17 protein-coding genes are annotated in these 15,113 nt (G+C 72.7%); 6 read left to right on the forward strand and 11 right to left on the reverse strand.

The genetic code is table 11. From position 1 onward, the window contains the following. Positions 1-587: CobW family GTP-binding protein (locus AC1MIR_RS20865; RefSeq protein WP_480030099.1), on the reverse strand; the 587-nt coding region annotated here is incomplete at its 3' end. After that, entirely contained in the window at positions 584-1,024 is a 441-nt protein-coding gene (gene hisI / locus AC1MIR_RS20870; protein WP_480030100.1) for a phosphoribosyl-AMP cyclohydrolase, read from the reverse strand. The genes hisI and AC1MIR_RS20865, both read right to left, overlap by 4 nt. 107 nt (positions 1,025-1,131) lie before the next feature. Between hisI and AC1MIR_RS20875 the strand changes: the two genes are divergently transcribed. Both AC1MIR_RS20875 and AC1MIR_RS20880 read left to right on the forward strand, forming a co-directional pair. Continuing rightward, positions 1,132-1,629 carry a Fur family transcriptional regulator gene (locus AC1MIR_RS20875; RefSeq protein WP_480030101.1) on the forward strand — a complete coding sequence of 166 codons (498 nt, stop codon included), beginning with the start codon at positions 1,132-1,134 and terminating at the stop codon, positions 1,627-1,629. Positions 1,630-1,756: 127 nt separating this feature from the next. Beyond that, positions 1,757-2,233, forward strand: coding sequence for a hypothetical protein (locus tag AC1MIR_RS20880; protein WP_480030102.1), 477 nt, complete (start codon positions 1,757-1,759; stop codon positions 2,231-2,233). A gap of 24 nt (positions 2,234-2,257) precedes the next feature. Here the strand turns inward: AC1MIR_RS20880 and metC are convergent, their stop codons facing one another. Genes metC through AC1MIR_RS20900 form a run of 4 tightly spaced genes read right to left on the reverse strand, consistent with a single transcriptional unit; the run spans position 2,258 to position 5,686 of the window. Beyond that, on the reverse strand, positions 2,258-3,439 hold the full coding sequence (metC, locus tag AC1MIR_RS20885; protein WP_480030103.1) for a cystathionine beta-lyase: 1,182 nt from the start codon (positions 3,437-3,439) through the stop codon (positions 2,258-2,260). Next, the gene (locus AC1MIR_RS20890; RefSeq protein ID WP_480030104.1) at positions 3,439-4,311 is read right to left on the reverse strand and encodes a sulfurtransferase; all 873 of its coding nucleotides are present in this window, start codon (positions 4,309-4,311) and stop codon (positions 3,439-3,441) included. Before AC1MIR_RS20890 ends, metC begins: the two co-directional genes overlap by 1 nt. Before the next feature lie 5 nt (positions 4,312-4,316). Beyond that, positions 4,317-5,039 (reverse strand): alanyl-tRNA editing protein, encoded by a 723-nt coding sequence (locus AC1MIR_RS20895; RefSeq protein ID WP_480030105.1) that lies wholly within the window; start codon positions 5,037-5,039, stop codon positions 4,317-4,319. A gap of 2 nt (positions 5,040-5,041) precedes the next feature. After that, positions 5,042-5,686, reverse strand: a complete 645-nt coding sequence (locus AC1MIR_RS20900) for an NUDIX domain-containing protein (RefSeq protein WP_480030106.1) — start codon at positions 5,684-5,686, stop codon at positions 5,042-5,044. Positions 5,687-5,723: 37 nt separating this feature from the next. Here AC1MIR_RS20900 and AC1MIR_RS20905 point away from each other — a divergent pair, with 37 nt between their 5' ends. Next, the gene (locus AC1MIR_RS20905; RefSeq protein WP_480030107.1) at positions 5,724-6,626 is read left to right on the forward strand and encodes a DMT family transporter; all 903 of its coding nucleotides are present in this window, start codon (positions 5,724-5,726) and stop codon (positions 6,624-6,626) included. 6 nt (positions 6,627-6,632) lie between these two features. On the opposite strand, the gene AC1MIR_RS20910 is transcribed toward AC1MIR_RS20905, so the two are convergent. Together AC1MIR_RS20910 and AC1MIR_RS20915 are read right to left on the reverse strand one after the other, a co-directional pair. Continuing rightward, positions 6,633-7,925, reverse strand: a complete 1,293-nt coding sequence (locus AC1MIR_RS20910) for a tetratricopeptide repeat protein (RefSeq protein ID WP_480030108.1) — start codon at positions 7,923-7,925, stop codon at positions 6,633-6,635. A gap of 176 nt (positions 7,926-8,101) precedes the next feature. Further along, complete coding sequence (locus tag AC1MIR_RS20915) at positions 8,102-9,166, reverse strand: linear amide C-N hydrolase (RefSeq protein WP_480030109.1); 1,065 nt, start codon at positions 9,164-9,166, stop codon at positions 8,102-8,104. A gap of 79 nt (positions 9,167-9,245) precedes the next feature. Between AC1MIR_RS20915 and AC1MIR_RS20920 the strand changes: the two genes are divergently transcribed. Continuing rightward, positions 9,246-9,968 carry a Crp/Fnr family transcriptional regulator gene (locus AC1MIR_RS20920; RefSeq protein WP_480030110.1) on the forward strand — a complete coding sequence of 241 codons (723 nt, stop codon included), beginning with the start codon at positions 9,246-9,248 and terminating at the stop codon, positions 9,966-9,968. 177 nt (positions 9,969-10,145) lie between these two features. Here the strand turns inward: AC1MIR_RS20920 and AC1MIR_RS20925 are convergent, their stop codons facing one another. The 3 genes from AC1MIR_RS20925 to AC1MIR_RS20935 all read right to left on the reverse strand — a co-directional run bounded on the left by AC1MIR_RS20925 (position 10,146) and on the right by AC1MIR_RS20935 (position 12,114). Continuing rightward, positions 10,146-10,592: a GNAT family N-acetyltransferase gene (locus AC1MIR_RS20925; RefSeq protein ID WP_480030111.1), complete on the reverse strand. Its 447-nt coding sequence runs from the start codon at positions 10,590-10,592 to the stop codon at positions 10,146-10,148. Next, positions 10,589-11,224, reverse strand: a complete 636-nt coding sequence (parA, locus tag AC1MIR_RS20930) for a ParA family partition ATPase (protein WP_480030112.1) — start codon at positions 11,222-11,224, stop codon at positions 10,589-10,591. The genes AC1MIR_RS20925 and parA overlap by 4 nt, the downstream gene beginning before the upstream one ends. A 203-nt stretch (positions 11,225-11,427) precedes the next feature. Then, positions 11,428-12,114 carry a PEP-CTERM sorting domain-containing protein gene (locus AC1MIR_RS20935; RefSeq protein WP_480030113.1) on the reverse strand — a complete coding sequence of 229 codons (687 nt, stop codon included), beginning with the start codon at positions 12,112-12,114 and terminating at the stop codon, positions 11,428-11,430. Between the two features lie 396 nt (positions 12,115-12,510). On the opposite strand from AC1MIR_RS20935, the gene AC1MIR_RS20940 reads away from it, so the two are divergent. Both AC1MIR_RS20940 and AC1MIR_RS20945 read left to right on the forward strand, forming a co-directional pair. Then, positions 12,511-13,926, forward strand: coding sequence for an NAD(P)H-hydrate dehydratase (locus tag AC1MIR_RS20940; RefSeq protein WP_480030114.1), 1,416 nt, complete (start codon positions 12,511-12,513; stop codon positions 13,924-13,926). A gap of 50 nt (positions 13,927-13,976) precedes the next feature. Continuing rightward, the coding region (locus AC1MIR_RS20945; RefSeq protein WP_480030115.1) for a malonyl-CoA decarboxylase domain-containing protein at positions 13,977-15,113 on the forward strand (1,137 nt) is incomplete at its 3' end.

Raw genomic sequence — 15,113 nt, forward strand, 5'->3', positions numbered from 1 at the left:
CCGCCGACCGCCGGCAGGATCGGCGCCACCGGGTTGAGCGCGCGCAGCCGGCCGGTCAGGCGCGCGATGGAAGCCGGCGGGGCGAGGTCGGTCTTGCTCAGCACGATCCGGTCGGCGACGGCGGCCTGGCGGAGCGCTTCCTCCTGCGCGTCGAGCGTCGCCTCGCCGGCCAGGGCGTCCACCACCGTGACGACGCCGTCGAGCACGAAGCGGAGCCCGAGCCGGGGATCGGCCATCAGGGTCGCGAGGATCGGCGCCGGATCGGCCAGCCCCGTGGTCTCGACGATGACGCGGCGGATCGCGCGGCCGGCCAGGATGCGCTCCCACAGCCCGTCCAGCGCGCGCAGCAGGTCGCCGCGCACGGTGCAGCAGAGGCAGCCGGCATTGAGCAGCACCGCCTCCCCGTCCAGCGTCTCGACCAGAAGGTGATCGAGGCCGATCTGGCCGAACTCGTTGATCAGCACGGCGGTGTCGGCCATCTCCGGCCGGGCGAGCAGGGCGTTGAGCAGCGTGGTCTTGCCGGCGCCGAGGAAGCCGGTGAGGACGGTCAGCGGGACCGGCGCCGCGCCTCCCCCTGCGGCGCTCATCGGCCGTAGAGCTCCGCCGGGTCGGCCTCGGGCTCGGTCAGCGCGACCAGGGCGCCATCGCGCAGCGCGCGGTAGAAGCAGTTCCGCCGGCCGGTGTGGCAGGCCACGCCGGTCTGGTCCACCAGGGCGAGCAGGGTGTCGCCGTCGCAATCGAGCCGCAGGTCCACCAGGCGCTGCGCCTGGCCCGAGGTCTCGCCCTTGCGCCACAACGCCGCGCGGGAGCGCGACCAGTAGGTGACCCGGCCGGTGGCCAGCGTCTCCGCCAGCGCATCGCGGTTCATCCAGGCCAGCATCAGCACCTCGCCGGTGTCGTGCTGCTGCGCGATGCAGGCAACGAGGCCGTTGGCGTCGAAGCGCACGGCCTGGAGCAGGGGCTCCTGCGCCGCCGTATCGAGGATGGCGGGGGGCGGGGGGTCGGCCGAGGCGTCCGAAGCCATGTTCAGGGGTCCGCTGCGACGTTATTCTGTATCGCATATCGCGCGCCGCGGGCGGCGCGTGAAGGCCGGGCCGCGATGGCGCGGCAAGCGAGAGAGGAGCGGCGCGGATGGCCGAGGCCGGCACCGTGGCAGCGGGACCGCAGGCGGTGGAGGCGGCGCTGGACCGCGCCGCGGCGGCCTGCGCCGCGCGCGGGGCGCAACTGACGGATCTGCGCCGGCAGGTGCTGCGGCTGATCCTGGCGTCGCCGCACCCGCTCGGCGCCTATGCGCTGCTCGACCAGTTGCGCGCGGAGCGGCCGGGCGCGGCGCCGCCGACCGTCTATCGGGCCCTGGACTTCCTGCAGCAGCAGGGCTTGGTGCACCGGGTGGAGCGGCTGAACGCCTTCCTGGGCTGCACCGGTCCGGAGGCGCATGAGGGCTGCGGGCATGGCCATGACCACCCGCACCAGTTCCTGATCTGCAGCGAATGTGGCGCCACGGCGGAGATCTGCGATTCGCGGGTGAGCGAGGCGGTTGCGGCGGCGGCACGCGGGGCCGGATTCCGGCCCAGCCGGACCACGGTGGAGGTCGAAGGCCACTGCGCGCTGTGCGCGCCAGTTACATAGGAAAGGCAATACCTTACCCTGGATTCAAGATGAAAGAAACAATATGTAGTTCACGTTTTCGTGATTATCGGATCGCAATAAGAACAAGTTCTTGCAAGCGGACCCCGCGCTGTCACAAGCGGAGGACATGCCTAGTCCGATCCCACTATCGCAACGGCGCCTCGGGGCGCTTGCACTGATCCGTGCGCTGCGCACGTTGGATCTGGAAAACGGCGTCAAGCACAGCGGGATCGCGCTGGATGTCGGGTTGCTGCTCTATGAGCGGACCGACATGACCTTGACCGTGAAGGAACTGTGCGCCCTGGCCGGCTATAGTGGCCCGACTGTGCGCCTCGTGGTGAACCGACTGGTCCGGGCGGGCATCGTGGCCGGCACCGCCCGGCAGCGCCGCACCATGGCCTATGCGCTGACACCGCGCGGCATGGCCGGGTTCGATGCCTATGTGGAGCGGATCTGGGACTTCGGCGTCGCAGTGGCGCAGGGCGATGTGGACGGCTTCATCGCCGCCGTCGCGGCGAGAACGCCGCCGGCCGGCCTTGCGCGTCGCCGGCAAAGGCAGCCCCGCGGCCGGGCCGAGCCGCCCGACCGCGAAGCGGCGAACTGAGACCGCATCGCGCCGAGCCGCCGCTCAGCGCGGCAGCAGCGCCAGCCCCTGGTCGAGGTCCGCGATCAGGTCCGCGACATCCTCGAGCCCGATATGCAGCCGTACGCACTGGCTGTCCGGCGCCGCCGTCGCGGTGCGGGTGACCGCCGGATTGGTCGGCAGCGCCAGGCTCTCATAGCCGCCCCAGGACGCGCCGATCCCGAACAGGCGCAGGCCGTCCACGAAGCGGAAGATGTCGGCTTCCGCGTAGCGCGGCTGGAAGACCACGCCGAACAGGCTGCAGGCGCCGGTGAAGTCGCGCTTCCAGATCGCGTGGCCGGGATCCTCCGGCAGGGCCGGGTGCAGGATGCGCGCGACCTCCGGACGGGCCTGCAGCCAGCGCGCCACGGCCAGCCCGGCTTCCTCCTGGTGCTTGAGGCGCACCGCCATGGTCCGTGCCCCGCGCAGGGCGAGCCAGCAATCGTCCGGGCTGGCGTAGTGGCCCATCGCGCTCGCGGCGCCGCGCACCCTCAGGTGATGCGCTTCCGAATTCACCGTGACCGAGCCGAGCAGGATGTCGGAATGGCCGCCGACATACTTGGTCAGCGCCTGGATCGAGACGTCGCAGCCCTTGGCGAAGGGCTGGAAGTGATGGATGCCCCAGGTGTTGTCGATCATCGCGACCGCGTCGCGCGCATGCGCGAGCGCGGCCAGCGCCGGCACGTCCTGCATCTCGAAGGTGTGGCTGCCGGGGCTTTCCAGGTACAGAACGCGGGTGCTGGGCCGGAACAGCGGCGCCAGCGCCTCCGCCGTGGTGGTGGGGTCGTAGAAGGTCGTCTCGATGCCCCAGCCCTTCATCATCCCCTCGGCCAGGTTGCGCGCGGGGCCATAGACGCTGTCCGGCATCAGGCAATGGTCGCCCGCCTTGAGGAAGGCGAGCAGCGGCACGGCGACGGCGGCAAGCCCGGTGCCCATGATCGTGCAATGCGACCCGCCCTCGATCGCCGCGACCACGTCCTCCAGCGCGTAATGGGTCGGCCCGCCCTGGGTGCCGTAGGTCATCACCCGCTCGAAGCGGCGCTTGGCGTTGTCGATCCGCGCCTGGCAGGAGGGCTGCAGCACGGTCGAGCCGCGATGCACCGGCGGGTTGACGAAGCCGTGGCTGCGCACGCCCGGCCGCGCCAGATGGGTCAGCCGCGTGGCGAAGCGGCGGTCGTCCTGGTCCATCAGGCGGTGGCTTTCGGCGTTTCGGGCCGCGAGGCCCATTCGGTCCAGGAGCCGTCATAGACGGCGGGCTCGGGCAGGCCGGCGCGCACCGCGCCGAGGGCCAGCACGCAGGCGGTCACGCCGGTGCCGCAGGAGGTGACGAGGGGGCGCGTGTCGTCGGCGCCGCGCGCCTCGAACAGGGCGCGGATCGCGGCGGCGCCCTTCATCGTGCCGTCGGCGTTCAGCAGCTCGGTGAAGGGCAGGGAGGCCGCGCCGGGCATGTGGCCGGAGGAGAGCCCGGGCCGGGGCTCCGGTGCCGTGCCGTCGAAGCGCGCCTTGCTGCGCGCGTCCAGGATCAGCGCCTCCCCGCCACCCTGTCGCACGTTGCCGTCCACGTGCATTCGCACGATCCGCTTGACGTCGCCGATGCCGGCGAGGCGGCGCGCGATCAGGTCCGGCACGAAACTCGCGGGCGCGGCCGGGGCAGGATCGCCGCTCTCCAGCGCCCGGCCTTCGGCCTTCCACTTCGGCAGCCCGCCATCCAGCACCGCGACCGCCTCATGCCCGAACAGCCGCATCAGCCACCAGATGCGCGGCGAGGATTGCAGGCCCTTCTGGTCATAGGCGACGACGCGCGTGCCGTTGGAGATCCCGAGCGCGCCGACGACCCGCGAAAACCGCGCGGGCGTGGGCACCATGTGCGGCAGCGGGTCCTCGATGTCGGCGAGCTGGTCGAGATCGGCGAAGCGCGCGCCGGGGACATGCGCCTTGCGGAACTCCGTCAGCCCGTCCAGCGGCGCCTCGTTCGGCAGGTATTTCGTGCAGTCCAGCACGACGAGGTCAGGCTTGCCGAGCTCGCCCGCCAGCCAGTCGGTGGATACCAGGTGCTCCATCGTGCTCACTCCGGCAGGACGAAATGAATGCGCCGGTTCTGCCGGCCCTTGCTCTCGAGCTTCGTCACCTCGACGCGCCCGATCTCGCCGGTGGAGCGCACATGCGTCCCCCCGCAGGGCTGCAGGTCCACCGGCGCGCTCTCCGGCCCGATGCGCACCAGGCGCACGCGCCCCGCGCCCTTCGGCGGCTGCACCGAGAGGGTGCGCACCAGCGTCGGGTTGGCTTCCAGCTCGGCCTCGGTGATCCAGGTGAAGCCGACGGGATGGTCGGCGGCGACCAGCGCGTTGAGTTTCTCGGTGAACCATTCCTTCGCCGGCGGCTCCGGCAGGTCGAAGTCGAGGCGGGACTTGTCCACGCCGATCTGGTTGCCGGTGGCGTAGATGCCGGGCAGCACGGAGCACAGAAGGTGCATCGTGGTGTGCATGCGCATGTGGCGGTGCCGCCGCGCCCAGTCGATCGCGACCTGCACCTCGGCGCCCACCGGCGGCGCGGCGCTGCCGGGGGCGAGGCCGTGCAGGATCGCGCCCTCCTCGCCCTTGATCGCCTCGGCCACCGCGGCCTCGCCGCCCTGCCAGCGCAGCGTGCCGGCATCGCCGGGCTGGCCGCCGCTGCGGGCATACATCACGGTCCGGTCGAGGACGACGCCCTTCTCCTCCATCGCGAGCACGCGCGCGGTGCAGTCGCGGCGATAGGAATCCTCGGCGAAGAGCTGTTCGGTCGCTGGCATCGTCATGTCCACTCGGCGCGCAGCCGCGCGCGGTTCAGTTGCAGCCACATCACGGCGAGCGCGGTCGGCGCGCCGTCCACGCGGTTCGCGGCGACCATGGCGAAGGCCTCCTCCGCCGCCACGACGACCACGCGCGTCTCCTCATGCTCGTGGTCGAGGCCATGCGTGCGGCCCGCGGCATCGTCGAGCGCCACGCGCGCGCAGAAGCAGTGCAGCACCTCGTCGCAGCCGCCGGGCATCAGCAGGAAGCGGCCGATCGGCGCGATGGCGGCGGCGTCGAGGCCGGTCTCCTCCCGCAATTCGCGGATGCCGGCCTCGGCCGGGTCTTCCTCGGGGTTCAGCAGCCCGGCGGGCAGCTCGGTCTGGACCGGGGCCAGGCCGGCGGCGTGCGCCGGCAGCCGGAACTGCTCGATGAACGCCACGGCATCGCGGAGCGGATCATAGGGCAGCACCAGCACACCGCGGCCCCGGCGCCACAATTCCCAGGTGAGCGGACCGGAGAGGCTGCCGTCGAAGCGCGTGTAGCGGAACCGCACGCGCTGCAGCGCGAAGCGGTCGGCGAAGGCGATCTCCTCCGCCTCCACCGCGAGGCCCGGCGCTGGCGCGATCGGCGGGGCCAGGCGGTGGCGGGGCGGGCTGGCGCTCATCGGCCGCGGAAACTAGCCTCGGGGTCCAGGATCGTCCATGACCCCTCCCGACACCGCGGGCATCGCGAAGGCGCGGCAGCGCGCCATCCTCCTCGTCCTCGCGGCTTCGGCCACCTTCGCCCTGGCGGCGGCGGCGGTGAAGGAGCTCGGCGGCGCCATCCCGCTGGCGCAGGTGATCCTGGCGCGCAACGTCTTCGCGCTGCCCTTCCTGCTGCTGCTGGCCGCGCGCTCCGGCGGGTTCGGGATGCTGCGCCCCCGTGCGCCGGGCATGCACGCGCTGCGGACGCTGTTCGGGCTGACGGGCATGGTCGGCGCCTTCGCGGCCTATACCTGGCTGCCGCTGGCCACCGCGACGGTGCTCGGCTTCACCATGCCGCTGTTCCTGACCGCGCTCTCGGTCGTGATCCTGCGGGAGCGCGTGGGCTGGCGGCGCTGGAGCGCGGTGGTGGTCGGCTTCCTCGGCGTGGTGCTGGTGGCCCGCCCCGGCGCGGCGGCGGAGGCGCTGCCGCTGGTCCCGGTGCTGCTGGCGCTGCTCGGCGGTCTGGGCTGGGCGCTGGCGATGATGACCATCCGGCGGCTGGGCGAGGCCGGGGAGCCTGGCGTGACCATCGTGGTCTGGTTCGCGGTGGGCGGCGCGCTGGTCTCCGGCGTTGCCACCATTCCGGTCTGGGTGGCGCCGGACGGGAAGCAATGGCTGCTGCTGATCGGCATCGGCGCCGTCTCGGCGCTGGCGCAGCTGCTAATGACGGAGGCCTATCGCCGCGGCGAGACGACGCTGCTGGCGCCCTTCGAATATGCCGGGCTGATCTGGACCATGGCGATGGGCGCGCTGATCTGGGGCGAGATCCCGGGCGTGGTGGACCTGCTGGGCTTCGCGGTGCTGGTCGGGGCGGGGCTGTTCATCTGGTGGCGGGAGACGCGGCTCGGGGTCAGGCGGTAGCGCCTGTCACTCCCGTGCCTTGGCCAGCAGCTTCGCCAAGCGCCGCGTAAACGGGTGCTCCGGATGCGCGCGCTGCAGCGCCGCCAGGTGCGCCTCCGCCCCCGCGCGGTCGCCGGCCTCCAGCGCCAGCTCCGCCAGCCGCGCCTGGGCCTGGGGATGGGTGGGATCGGCGCGGAGCGCGGCGCGCCAGGCGGCCTTCGCGCCCTCCGCCTCGCCCAGCCGCTCGCGGAGCTTCGCGATCTGCACGTGCTGCGCGGCCTCCCGCGCCATCGCCGCCGTGGTCTCGCGCAGGATCAGCGCGCAGGCGGCCTCGAGCGCGGCGGCGCGGTCGATCGGCGGCGGGCCTGCGGGCGCGGCGGCCGGGGGGGCCGCGGGCGGCGCGAAGAGCGTCGCGCGGTCGGTGAACCAGCGCCGGCGCACCGCCTCGTTCACCGCCGCGAAGCGCGCGAGGAAGGCGGCCGCCTGGGCGGGGTCGGGGCGCCAGCCCGGGCCGGGGAGGTGGTCGTTGGCCTGCTGCACGAAGCGTCGCCACAGCACCGAGGCGCCGTCGGGCTTGCCGCCCATCGCTTCCGCCATCGCCCGCACCAGCTCGATGCCGCCGGGCGTGAGGGAGAGGTTGCTCTGCCGGTCCGGGTCGTCCGGCGGGACCTCCAGCGGAATGCCGCAGAACGCAAGAAAGTCGTCCACGACGTCGCCATTGAGCAGGCTGTCGCGCTCGAACAGGCGCGGCTGCACCGCGGCCTCGCCGAAGACCCGCGCCCAGAGGTCGAGCAGGGCCGCGTAGTCGTAGCCGCGCAGCGTCTCGGGCCCGGCCTGCGGCAGGACGGGCGGCGCGACATGGCCGACGCGCAGCGCCTGGGTGTAGCCGGAGGCGAAATGGCTGTCCTGCCGGCGCAGATACATCACCACGCGCACCTGCCCGACATGCGGCGCGAGCAGGTCGCGCAGCGCGCCGACGGTCTCTTCCGTGTCGAGCAGCCCGCCCATCTGCTCGGCCGAGATCAGCAGCAGCCGCGTATCGGCGGGCATCGCGGCGAGTTCGCCAGCGAATTCCGTGCGGAAGCGGGCGAGCCGCGCCGCCGGCGGCATCCCCTCCCATACCGCCGGATTGAAATGGCCGAGCCGGTCCACCGGCACCAGCGAGGCCGGCAGCAGCCCGTGGTTCGCCCAGCCGGGCGAGAGCGGATAGCAGACGCCGAGCTTCCCCAGCGCCTGCCGCCGGGCGCCGAGCACACGCTGGATCGAGGAGGTGCCGGTCTTGGACTGGCCGATATGCAGGATCAGGTCGGGACGGGGCATCAGCCGCTTCTACGCCAGGGCGCGGTGGCGCGCAGCCTCGCCGGGTGCGGCGTGCCGTGGATGGGCAAGGTCGCGCGACGGCCGGAGAATGGCGGGAAGCGGACCTCCCCGGCGAGGTCCGGGCGAGGGTGACGAACCGCCCTGGGTGCCGCGCCCCCCAGGGCCGGGTCCGCGCGTCACTCGTTGGACGGCAAGCCCGCGAACATGGCGGCCGGCACGAAGCGGCCGCCGACGTCGCCGATCAGGTCGTAGTTGCCGACGACCGTGAGCTTCCGCACGCCCGCGGCCGGCGCGTAGTCGAACCGGCCGTAGTCCACCCAGAACACGTTGGCGCTGTAGACGCCGTCGAAATACATCGTCCGCTGCTCGAGGCTGGTCACGCTGCGCCAGATCGTGGTCGCGATGTTGGGCCGCGCGCGGTCGGCGACGCCGAAGGGCGCCGAGACGTTGCGCATCACGCTCATGACGGACGCCACCGCCTCGCGCTGCGAACGCGGCGTCGGCAGGTGCGTGACGTAGTAGGCGGCGCGGACGAAGCGGTCGGCCGCCTCATGCGTGCCGGGCAGCCGCTCCGTGCCGCCGAAGCCCTGGAAGCGGCGCAGGTTCTCGAGCTGCCTGTCGAAGGTCGGCTGGTTGGTCATCACCACGAAGCGGCGATCGTGGTAGATGTTGATGCGGCCGTTGATGCACTCGAAGATCGCGCTGTCGCCGCCGCGGTCGTTCAGCGCGATATGGATGGTGCCGGGCATGCCGCTGGTCGGCTCGACCGCCATGCGGAGCTGGAACGGCTCCGCCCGCGTGCGCTCGACCGCCTCCACCACCGACCCGCAGGTGTCGAGATACCAGGTGAGCCAATGGCCGATGGCGAGGCCGGGCTTCGACGGGTCGCGCGGCCCGGTCGAGGTCTCGGGCAGGTAGAGCACATGCCCCGCCAGCCCCGCCTCGTTCACGCCGTCCACGTTCGTGTTGTCATAGACGGTGACGACGAGGCTGCCGTAGCGGCTGGTCCAGCGCAGCGGATTGACGGGCGTGTCCCCGCTCCGCTCCATGCCGCGCGGCAGGATCCAGAGGTTGCTCTCGCAGTCCTCGAACCAGTCCATGTTGCGGCCGACGAAGACGCCGAGGCCGGGCCAGTTCCACAGCGCGCGCGAACAGGCCTGCGCCTGGCGCGGCCAGGCCGCCAGCACCGGCAGCGCAGCGCCCGCGCCCAGCACCAGGCGCCGCGTGAGATGGGGGTTCATGCCGATTCCTCCTGCAGCCTCGCGCGTCGATCGTAACCACGCCTCGACCCCCGAATGTTGCGCGAAGTAGCATTGCGCCATGATCCCGCAGGCCGCGCGCCGCCCCTCAGCCCCCGATCCCGCCGCGGTCTTCGCGGCGCGCGGCTGGCTTGCCGACCACCCCGCCGCCTTCCGGTCCCTGCTGCTGCGCGAGGCGGTGCCGACCGAGGCGCGGCCGGGCAGCACGATCTTCCGCATCGACGACCAGTCCAACGGCCTCTACGGCGTCGTGTCGGGGGCGATCGGCGTCGAGGGCGGGCATCGGCGCCAGACCCCGCTGCTCGGCCATGTCATGCGTCGGGGCGAGTGGTTCGGGATAAAGGCCGTGCTGCATGGCGGCCCGCGGGAGCTGACCTATCGCGCGATGGAGCCGACGCGCCTGGTCTTCATCGACCGCGCCCGGCTCGTGCCGCTGATGCAGGGCGATCCCGACATCGCCGTCCGCGTGGGGCAGCTCGCCGAGATCGGCAACCGCCTCGGCGCCTGGATCGTGCGCGACCTGCTGACGCCGGATGCCGGCAGGCGCCTGGCTTCCGTGCTGCTGCGGGTGCTGGGCGTGGGAGAGGTTGAGCCCGACGATCCGCAGGGCTTCTGGCTGACGCACCGGCAGCTGGGCGAGATGGCCAACCTCTCGCGCCACCATGTCGGCCGCAAGCTCGCGGCCTTCGAAGCCGAGGGCTGGATCGGCTGCGGCTACAATCGCATCCGGCTGCTGGACGCGGCCGGGCTCGGCGCCTTCGCCTACGGCGATGACACGCCGTGACGCACCGAGCCCGCGGTGGGTTTCCCAACTGCCGACCCCGCCGGTGCCCCGGGTCGGGACGCGTTTCGGCGCCGCACCGGCGTGGCGGCTACGCGAAGACCGCGGGCAGGGTCGCTGTTGGATCGATCGCGCCCCGGCCCCGCGCCAGCCGTACCGGTCAGCCGTGTCTCCCGCCCATCACCCCAGGCTCTTCCTGAACCACAGCCGCGCATGGCCTTCGGGCATGCCGTCCAGACGGCCGAACTCCGCATAGCCGTTGCGCTGCCAGAAATCCGGGGCCTGGAAGCTGAAGGTGTCGGTGTAGGCATGCGCACAGCCGCGGCTGCGGGCGATGTCCTCCGCCCGGCGCAGCAGCTCGGAGCCCAGGCCGAGGCCGCGCGCTTCCCGCGACAGCCAGAGCCAGTCGATGAAGAGCCAGCCCCAGAAGGTGAGGCCGAGCAGCCCCCCGCGCACCGTCCCGTCCGGCGCGCGGGCCAGCAGCGTCACCGGCTCCCGGTCATAGGCGCCGCCCATCTCCTGGTTGTAGGCATGCAGGCCCCGCTGGATCGCGGCGACGGCGTCGAGCTCGGGATAGGCGTCCTCCACGATCTCGATGTCGGAGGGCGCGGCCGGCTTGCGGCTCATCGGCGCCGGAAGCCCCGCAGCGCGGCGGCCAGCGCGCGCACCTCGTCGGCCGCCAGCGAGCGCGGCGCGGCTTCCGTCACGCCGAGCCCGGCGGCGAAGGCCTGGGCGAAGCCGGTGCGGTTGCCGAGCGTGGCATCGAGCAGCGTGACGCCCTTGCGTCGCAGCGCCGCCGCCACCTCCCCGGCAAGCTTCCCCTGCGCGGGCACGCGGTTCAGCGCCACCGCGACCGGGCGCTTCTCGGCCTTGGCGAGGTCGAGCGTCGCGCCGGTGGCCCAGAGATCGGCCGGCGAGGGCTGCAGCGGCACCAGCACCAGGTCGGCGCTGCGGATCGCGATGCGGGCGTCTGTGTCGTCATGCGGCGGGGTGTCGAGCAGGATCACGTCGTGGCTGCGCCGCAGCTTGTCGCAGGCGGCGGGCACGCGCCAGCCGGCGGGCGCCTCGAAGTCCAGCACGCCGGCGCGGCTGCCGGCCGCCGCGCGGGCCTCGTGCCAGTGGCTGAGCGTCTTCTGCGGATCGGTGTCGAGCAGCGCGACGCGCTCCCCGAGGCCCGCGAAGGCCGTGGCGAGGTTGGCCGCCAGGGTGGACTTGCCCGCGCCGCCCTTGCGCTGGGCGACGGCGACGACGAAAGCCATGGGCGCGACTCCGCACGGTCGTTGTGCAGCGCGAAAGCTAGCAGCACCCCGGCCTGCGCCCCAAGCAGGCCGCTCGCCGCCGCGGGACGGGCGGCAATCTCGCCACGCGTGCGGCAGGCCCCCCGCGACCTCGTGCGGCGAGGACGCGGTGCTCCGGTTCCGGTCAGCCGGGAAGGGCGGTGCCCCCTTCCCGGCAGGTCACGTCAGCGCCGGCGCCGACGGGCGAGGCCCATGGCGAAGATGCCTGCGCCGAGCAGCGTCAGGCTCGCCGGTTCGGGCGCGGGGATGAAGTTGGGATCGGACACGGTCGTGCCCTTCCAGACCAGGTAGTCGTTGTTGTCGCCCACGCCGGACGGGTGCGAGAACAGGAGATACTTCGCGCTGGCGTCGAAGCCCGCGATCGAGGCCAGGATCTCCTTCTCCGCCGATCCGCCGGTGAAGCCGAAGTTCGCGCTGCCGATCACCGAGCCGAAGGTCGGATCGTTGCTCCATTGCAGGCGGCCTTCCTCGCTCCCGTCGGTCCCGCCGCTGTCGAGCGAGGACACCCACAGCGTTGCCCAGAGCTCACCGGTTGGCCGGGTCAGGCGGATGAACTCGTTGCTTCCGTCATTGTCGAGTTCGTTGACGTCGCCGCCGCCGCTGCGGCAAGCGCTGGCGCCCTCGGAACAGACGCCGAGGCCGTGATCGTTCGTGACGTTGCGCAGCCAGAGATTGGCGGGCGTGCTGAGGTTGTTGTTGAACCCCGCCGCCGTCACGCCGCCCACCACGACGCTCGTTGCGAGCAGCGTGTTCTCCGAGCCGAGCGTCGTGAAGTCGAAGCTTGCGGACTGTGCCGACCCCACGCCGAGCAGCGCCGCGGCTGCAATCCCGAGAAGCGATGATTTCTTCATGTCTCGCCCTTTCGACAAGCTCGAGCGGCTCTGCCCGCCCCATGCAGCGAAACAGCAAGAGGCGTGCCAAGCCTGTTTGCCATCGAAATGTCAGCATATTCAACGAAGAGTTTATTCTTGAGTGAATCATGGGAGATTCATGTAAAAAATTCCGACAGTCTGTGCGCTATGGACGTATTTGTGAGGCCAATAAGCTCATTGCGAGAGGAGTTTGCGTTAAATGCAAGGCTGCGTTCAGTCCATTGATGGATACTTAAAGGTGTATAACTGCGAACTTATTCCCGTTTGAATTGTAAAAAGTCGCTCGCAGAGCGCTGTTGTGCGAGGCTGCCTGTAAAATTCATCGACAACGATGCCGGTTCAGTCGCGCGGGCGCGGGCGCTAGCTTGCTAGGGCATGGAGGAACTGCTCACCCCGGCCGAGATGGCGCGCGCCGATGCCGCGGCGATCGCCGCCGGCGTGCCGGGCATCGTGCTGATGGAGGCCGCGGGCCGGGCCGTGGCGCGGGCGGCGATGCGGCGCTTCCGGCCCGTGCGGACGCTGGTGCTGGCCGGGCCGGGCAACAATGGCGGCGATGGCTGGGTCGCGGCGCGGCTGCTGGAGCAGGCGGGCTGGCCGGTGGCGGTGGCGCCGCTGGCCGCGCCGCGGGCGGGGACGGACGCGGCGCGGGCCGCCGCGCGCTGGCACGGGCCGGTGGTCGCCTTCTCGGCGGCGGAGGCGGCGCGGGCGGGGCTGGTGGTGGACGCGCTCTTCGGCGCCGGCCTCTCCAAGCCGGTGGAGGGATTGGCGGCGGAGCTCCTGGGCGGCCTGCGCTGCCCGGTGCTGGCGGTGGACGTGCCCTCGGGCGTGGATGGCGCCACGGGGGCGGTGCTGGGCGCCGCGCCGCAGGCCGCGGTGACCGTCACCTTCTTCCGCCGCAAGCCCGGCCATCTGCTGTATCCGGGACGGGCGCTCTGCGGCGAGACGATCCTCGCCGATATCGGCATGCCCGAGACGGTCCTGCCGGCGATCGGCCCGCGCGTCTGGCGCAACGGGCCCTGGCTGTGGCGCATCCCCCGCCCCGCCGCCGCGAGCCACAAATATGCCCGCGGCCATGTGGCGGTGGCGGCCGGGCCGGGGATGACCGGCGCGGCGCGGCTGGTCGCCATGGGCGCGCGGCGCGCGGGCGCGGGGCTGGTCAGCGTCGCGGCGCCGGATGTCCCGACGGCTTCGGTGCTGCGCGCGGGCGATCCCGGGGTGATCGTGTCGGAGGACCGGGCGGCGCTGCTGGCCGATGCCCGCATCGGCACCTGGGTGATCGGCCCCGGCCTGCCGCCCGGCGACGCGACGTGCGCCCTGCTGCGCGAGACGGTGGCCGCCGGGCGGCAGGTGGTGGCCGATGCCGGCGCGCTGCGCGCCGCGTCGGGCAACCCCGCCGCGCTGGCCGGTTGCGCCGTTCTCACCCCCCATGCCGGCGAATTTCTTGCGACATTCGGCCCGCCGGGCACGGATCGGCCGGCCGCGGTCCGTGCCGCCGCGGCGGCGACGGGCGCCGTGCTGGTCCTGAAGGGGGCGGACACCCTCGTCGCCGCGCCGGATGGGCGGCTTGCCGTCAACGACAACGCGCCGCCCTGGCTGGCCACCGGCGGCACCGGCGACGTGCTGGCCGGGCTGGTCGCCGGCCTGCTGGCCCAGGGCCTGCCGGCCTTCGAGGCCGCCGCGGCCGCGGTCCATCTGCATGGCGCCGCGGCGGGCCGGGCCGGGCCGGGAATGCTGGCCGAGGAGCTGGGCGGCGTGATCCCCGCGCTTCTCCCAACCTATTGGCTCGATTGATCGTCGCGGTTCTGGCACCATCTGCCTGAAACACGCGGAAAGGATCCGTGATGTCCGACCTGGCCATCTCGACCGGCCTCCTGGACCGCGCGCTCCGCCGCGTCACCGCGCTGTGGCGCGACATGGCCGGCACCGCCCCCGTGGGCGCCGAGGCGGATTTCGCCGCCCGGATGCGGGCCTGCCTGGAGGCGCGGGGCGGCGAGGTCTCCGCCCGGTCCCGTGCGGCCGGCCTCGCCGAGGCCTATCTGGCGGCCGACCATGCCGGGCGGGGCGACTTCCTGCGCGCCCTGGCCGCCTTCGATTCCGACCCGGAGGTGGTGCGCGCCGCCTGGGAGAAGGTGGCCGCCGCGACCGACCCTTCCGAGCGCGCCGCCGCCAAGGCGCGTCTGCGCCGCGCGCTGGAGCCGCCGCGGCTGCGACTGCTGACGCAGTTCACCGCCATCCCCGACGGCGTGAAGTTCGTGGTGAACCTGCGCGCCGACCTGCTCGCCCGCGTGAAGGGCGAGCCGATGCTGGAGGCGCTGGAGACCGATTTCCGCACCCTGCTCGCCGCCTGGTTCGACGTGGGCTTCCTGGAGCTGCGGGCGATCGACTGGTCGTCCCCCGCCTCGCTGCTCGAGAAGCTGGTGGGCTACGAGGCGGTGCACCGCATCCGCACCTGGCGCGACCTGAAGAACCGGCTGGATTCCGACCGCCGCTGCTACGCCTTCTTCCACCCCCGCATGCCGGAGGAGCCGCTGATCTTCGTGGAGGTCGCGCTGGTGAAGGGGCTCGCGGACAACGTCCAGGCGCTGCTGGACGAGAAGGCGCCGCTGCAGGACCCGCGCAAGGCCGACACCGCGATCTTCTACTCCATCAACAACTGCCAGCGCGGGCTGGACGGGATCAGCTTCGGCAACTTCCTGATCAAGCGCGTGGTCGCGCTGCTCTCGGCCGAGTTCGGCAACCTCAAGGCCTTCGCGACCCTCTCGCCCATCCCGGGTTTCCGCCGCTGGCTGGACGAGCGGATCGCGGCCGCCGATGTCGCGCTGATCAACGAGGAGGAAGCCGCCGCGCTGCGCACGGCACTGCCGCCGGACCTGGCGCTGCCCGCGCCGGCCGCCGACGGCGCCGTGGTCGCGCCCCCGCCGCCCGCGGGCGCGGCGCCGGGGGCGGCGCGCGCGCGCGGGCGGGGGCGGCGGGGGGCG

It is taken from the genome of Falsiroseomonas sp. RANM36 (genome assembly GCF_056682175.1).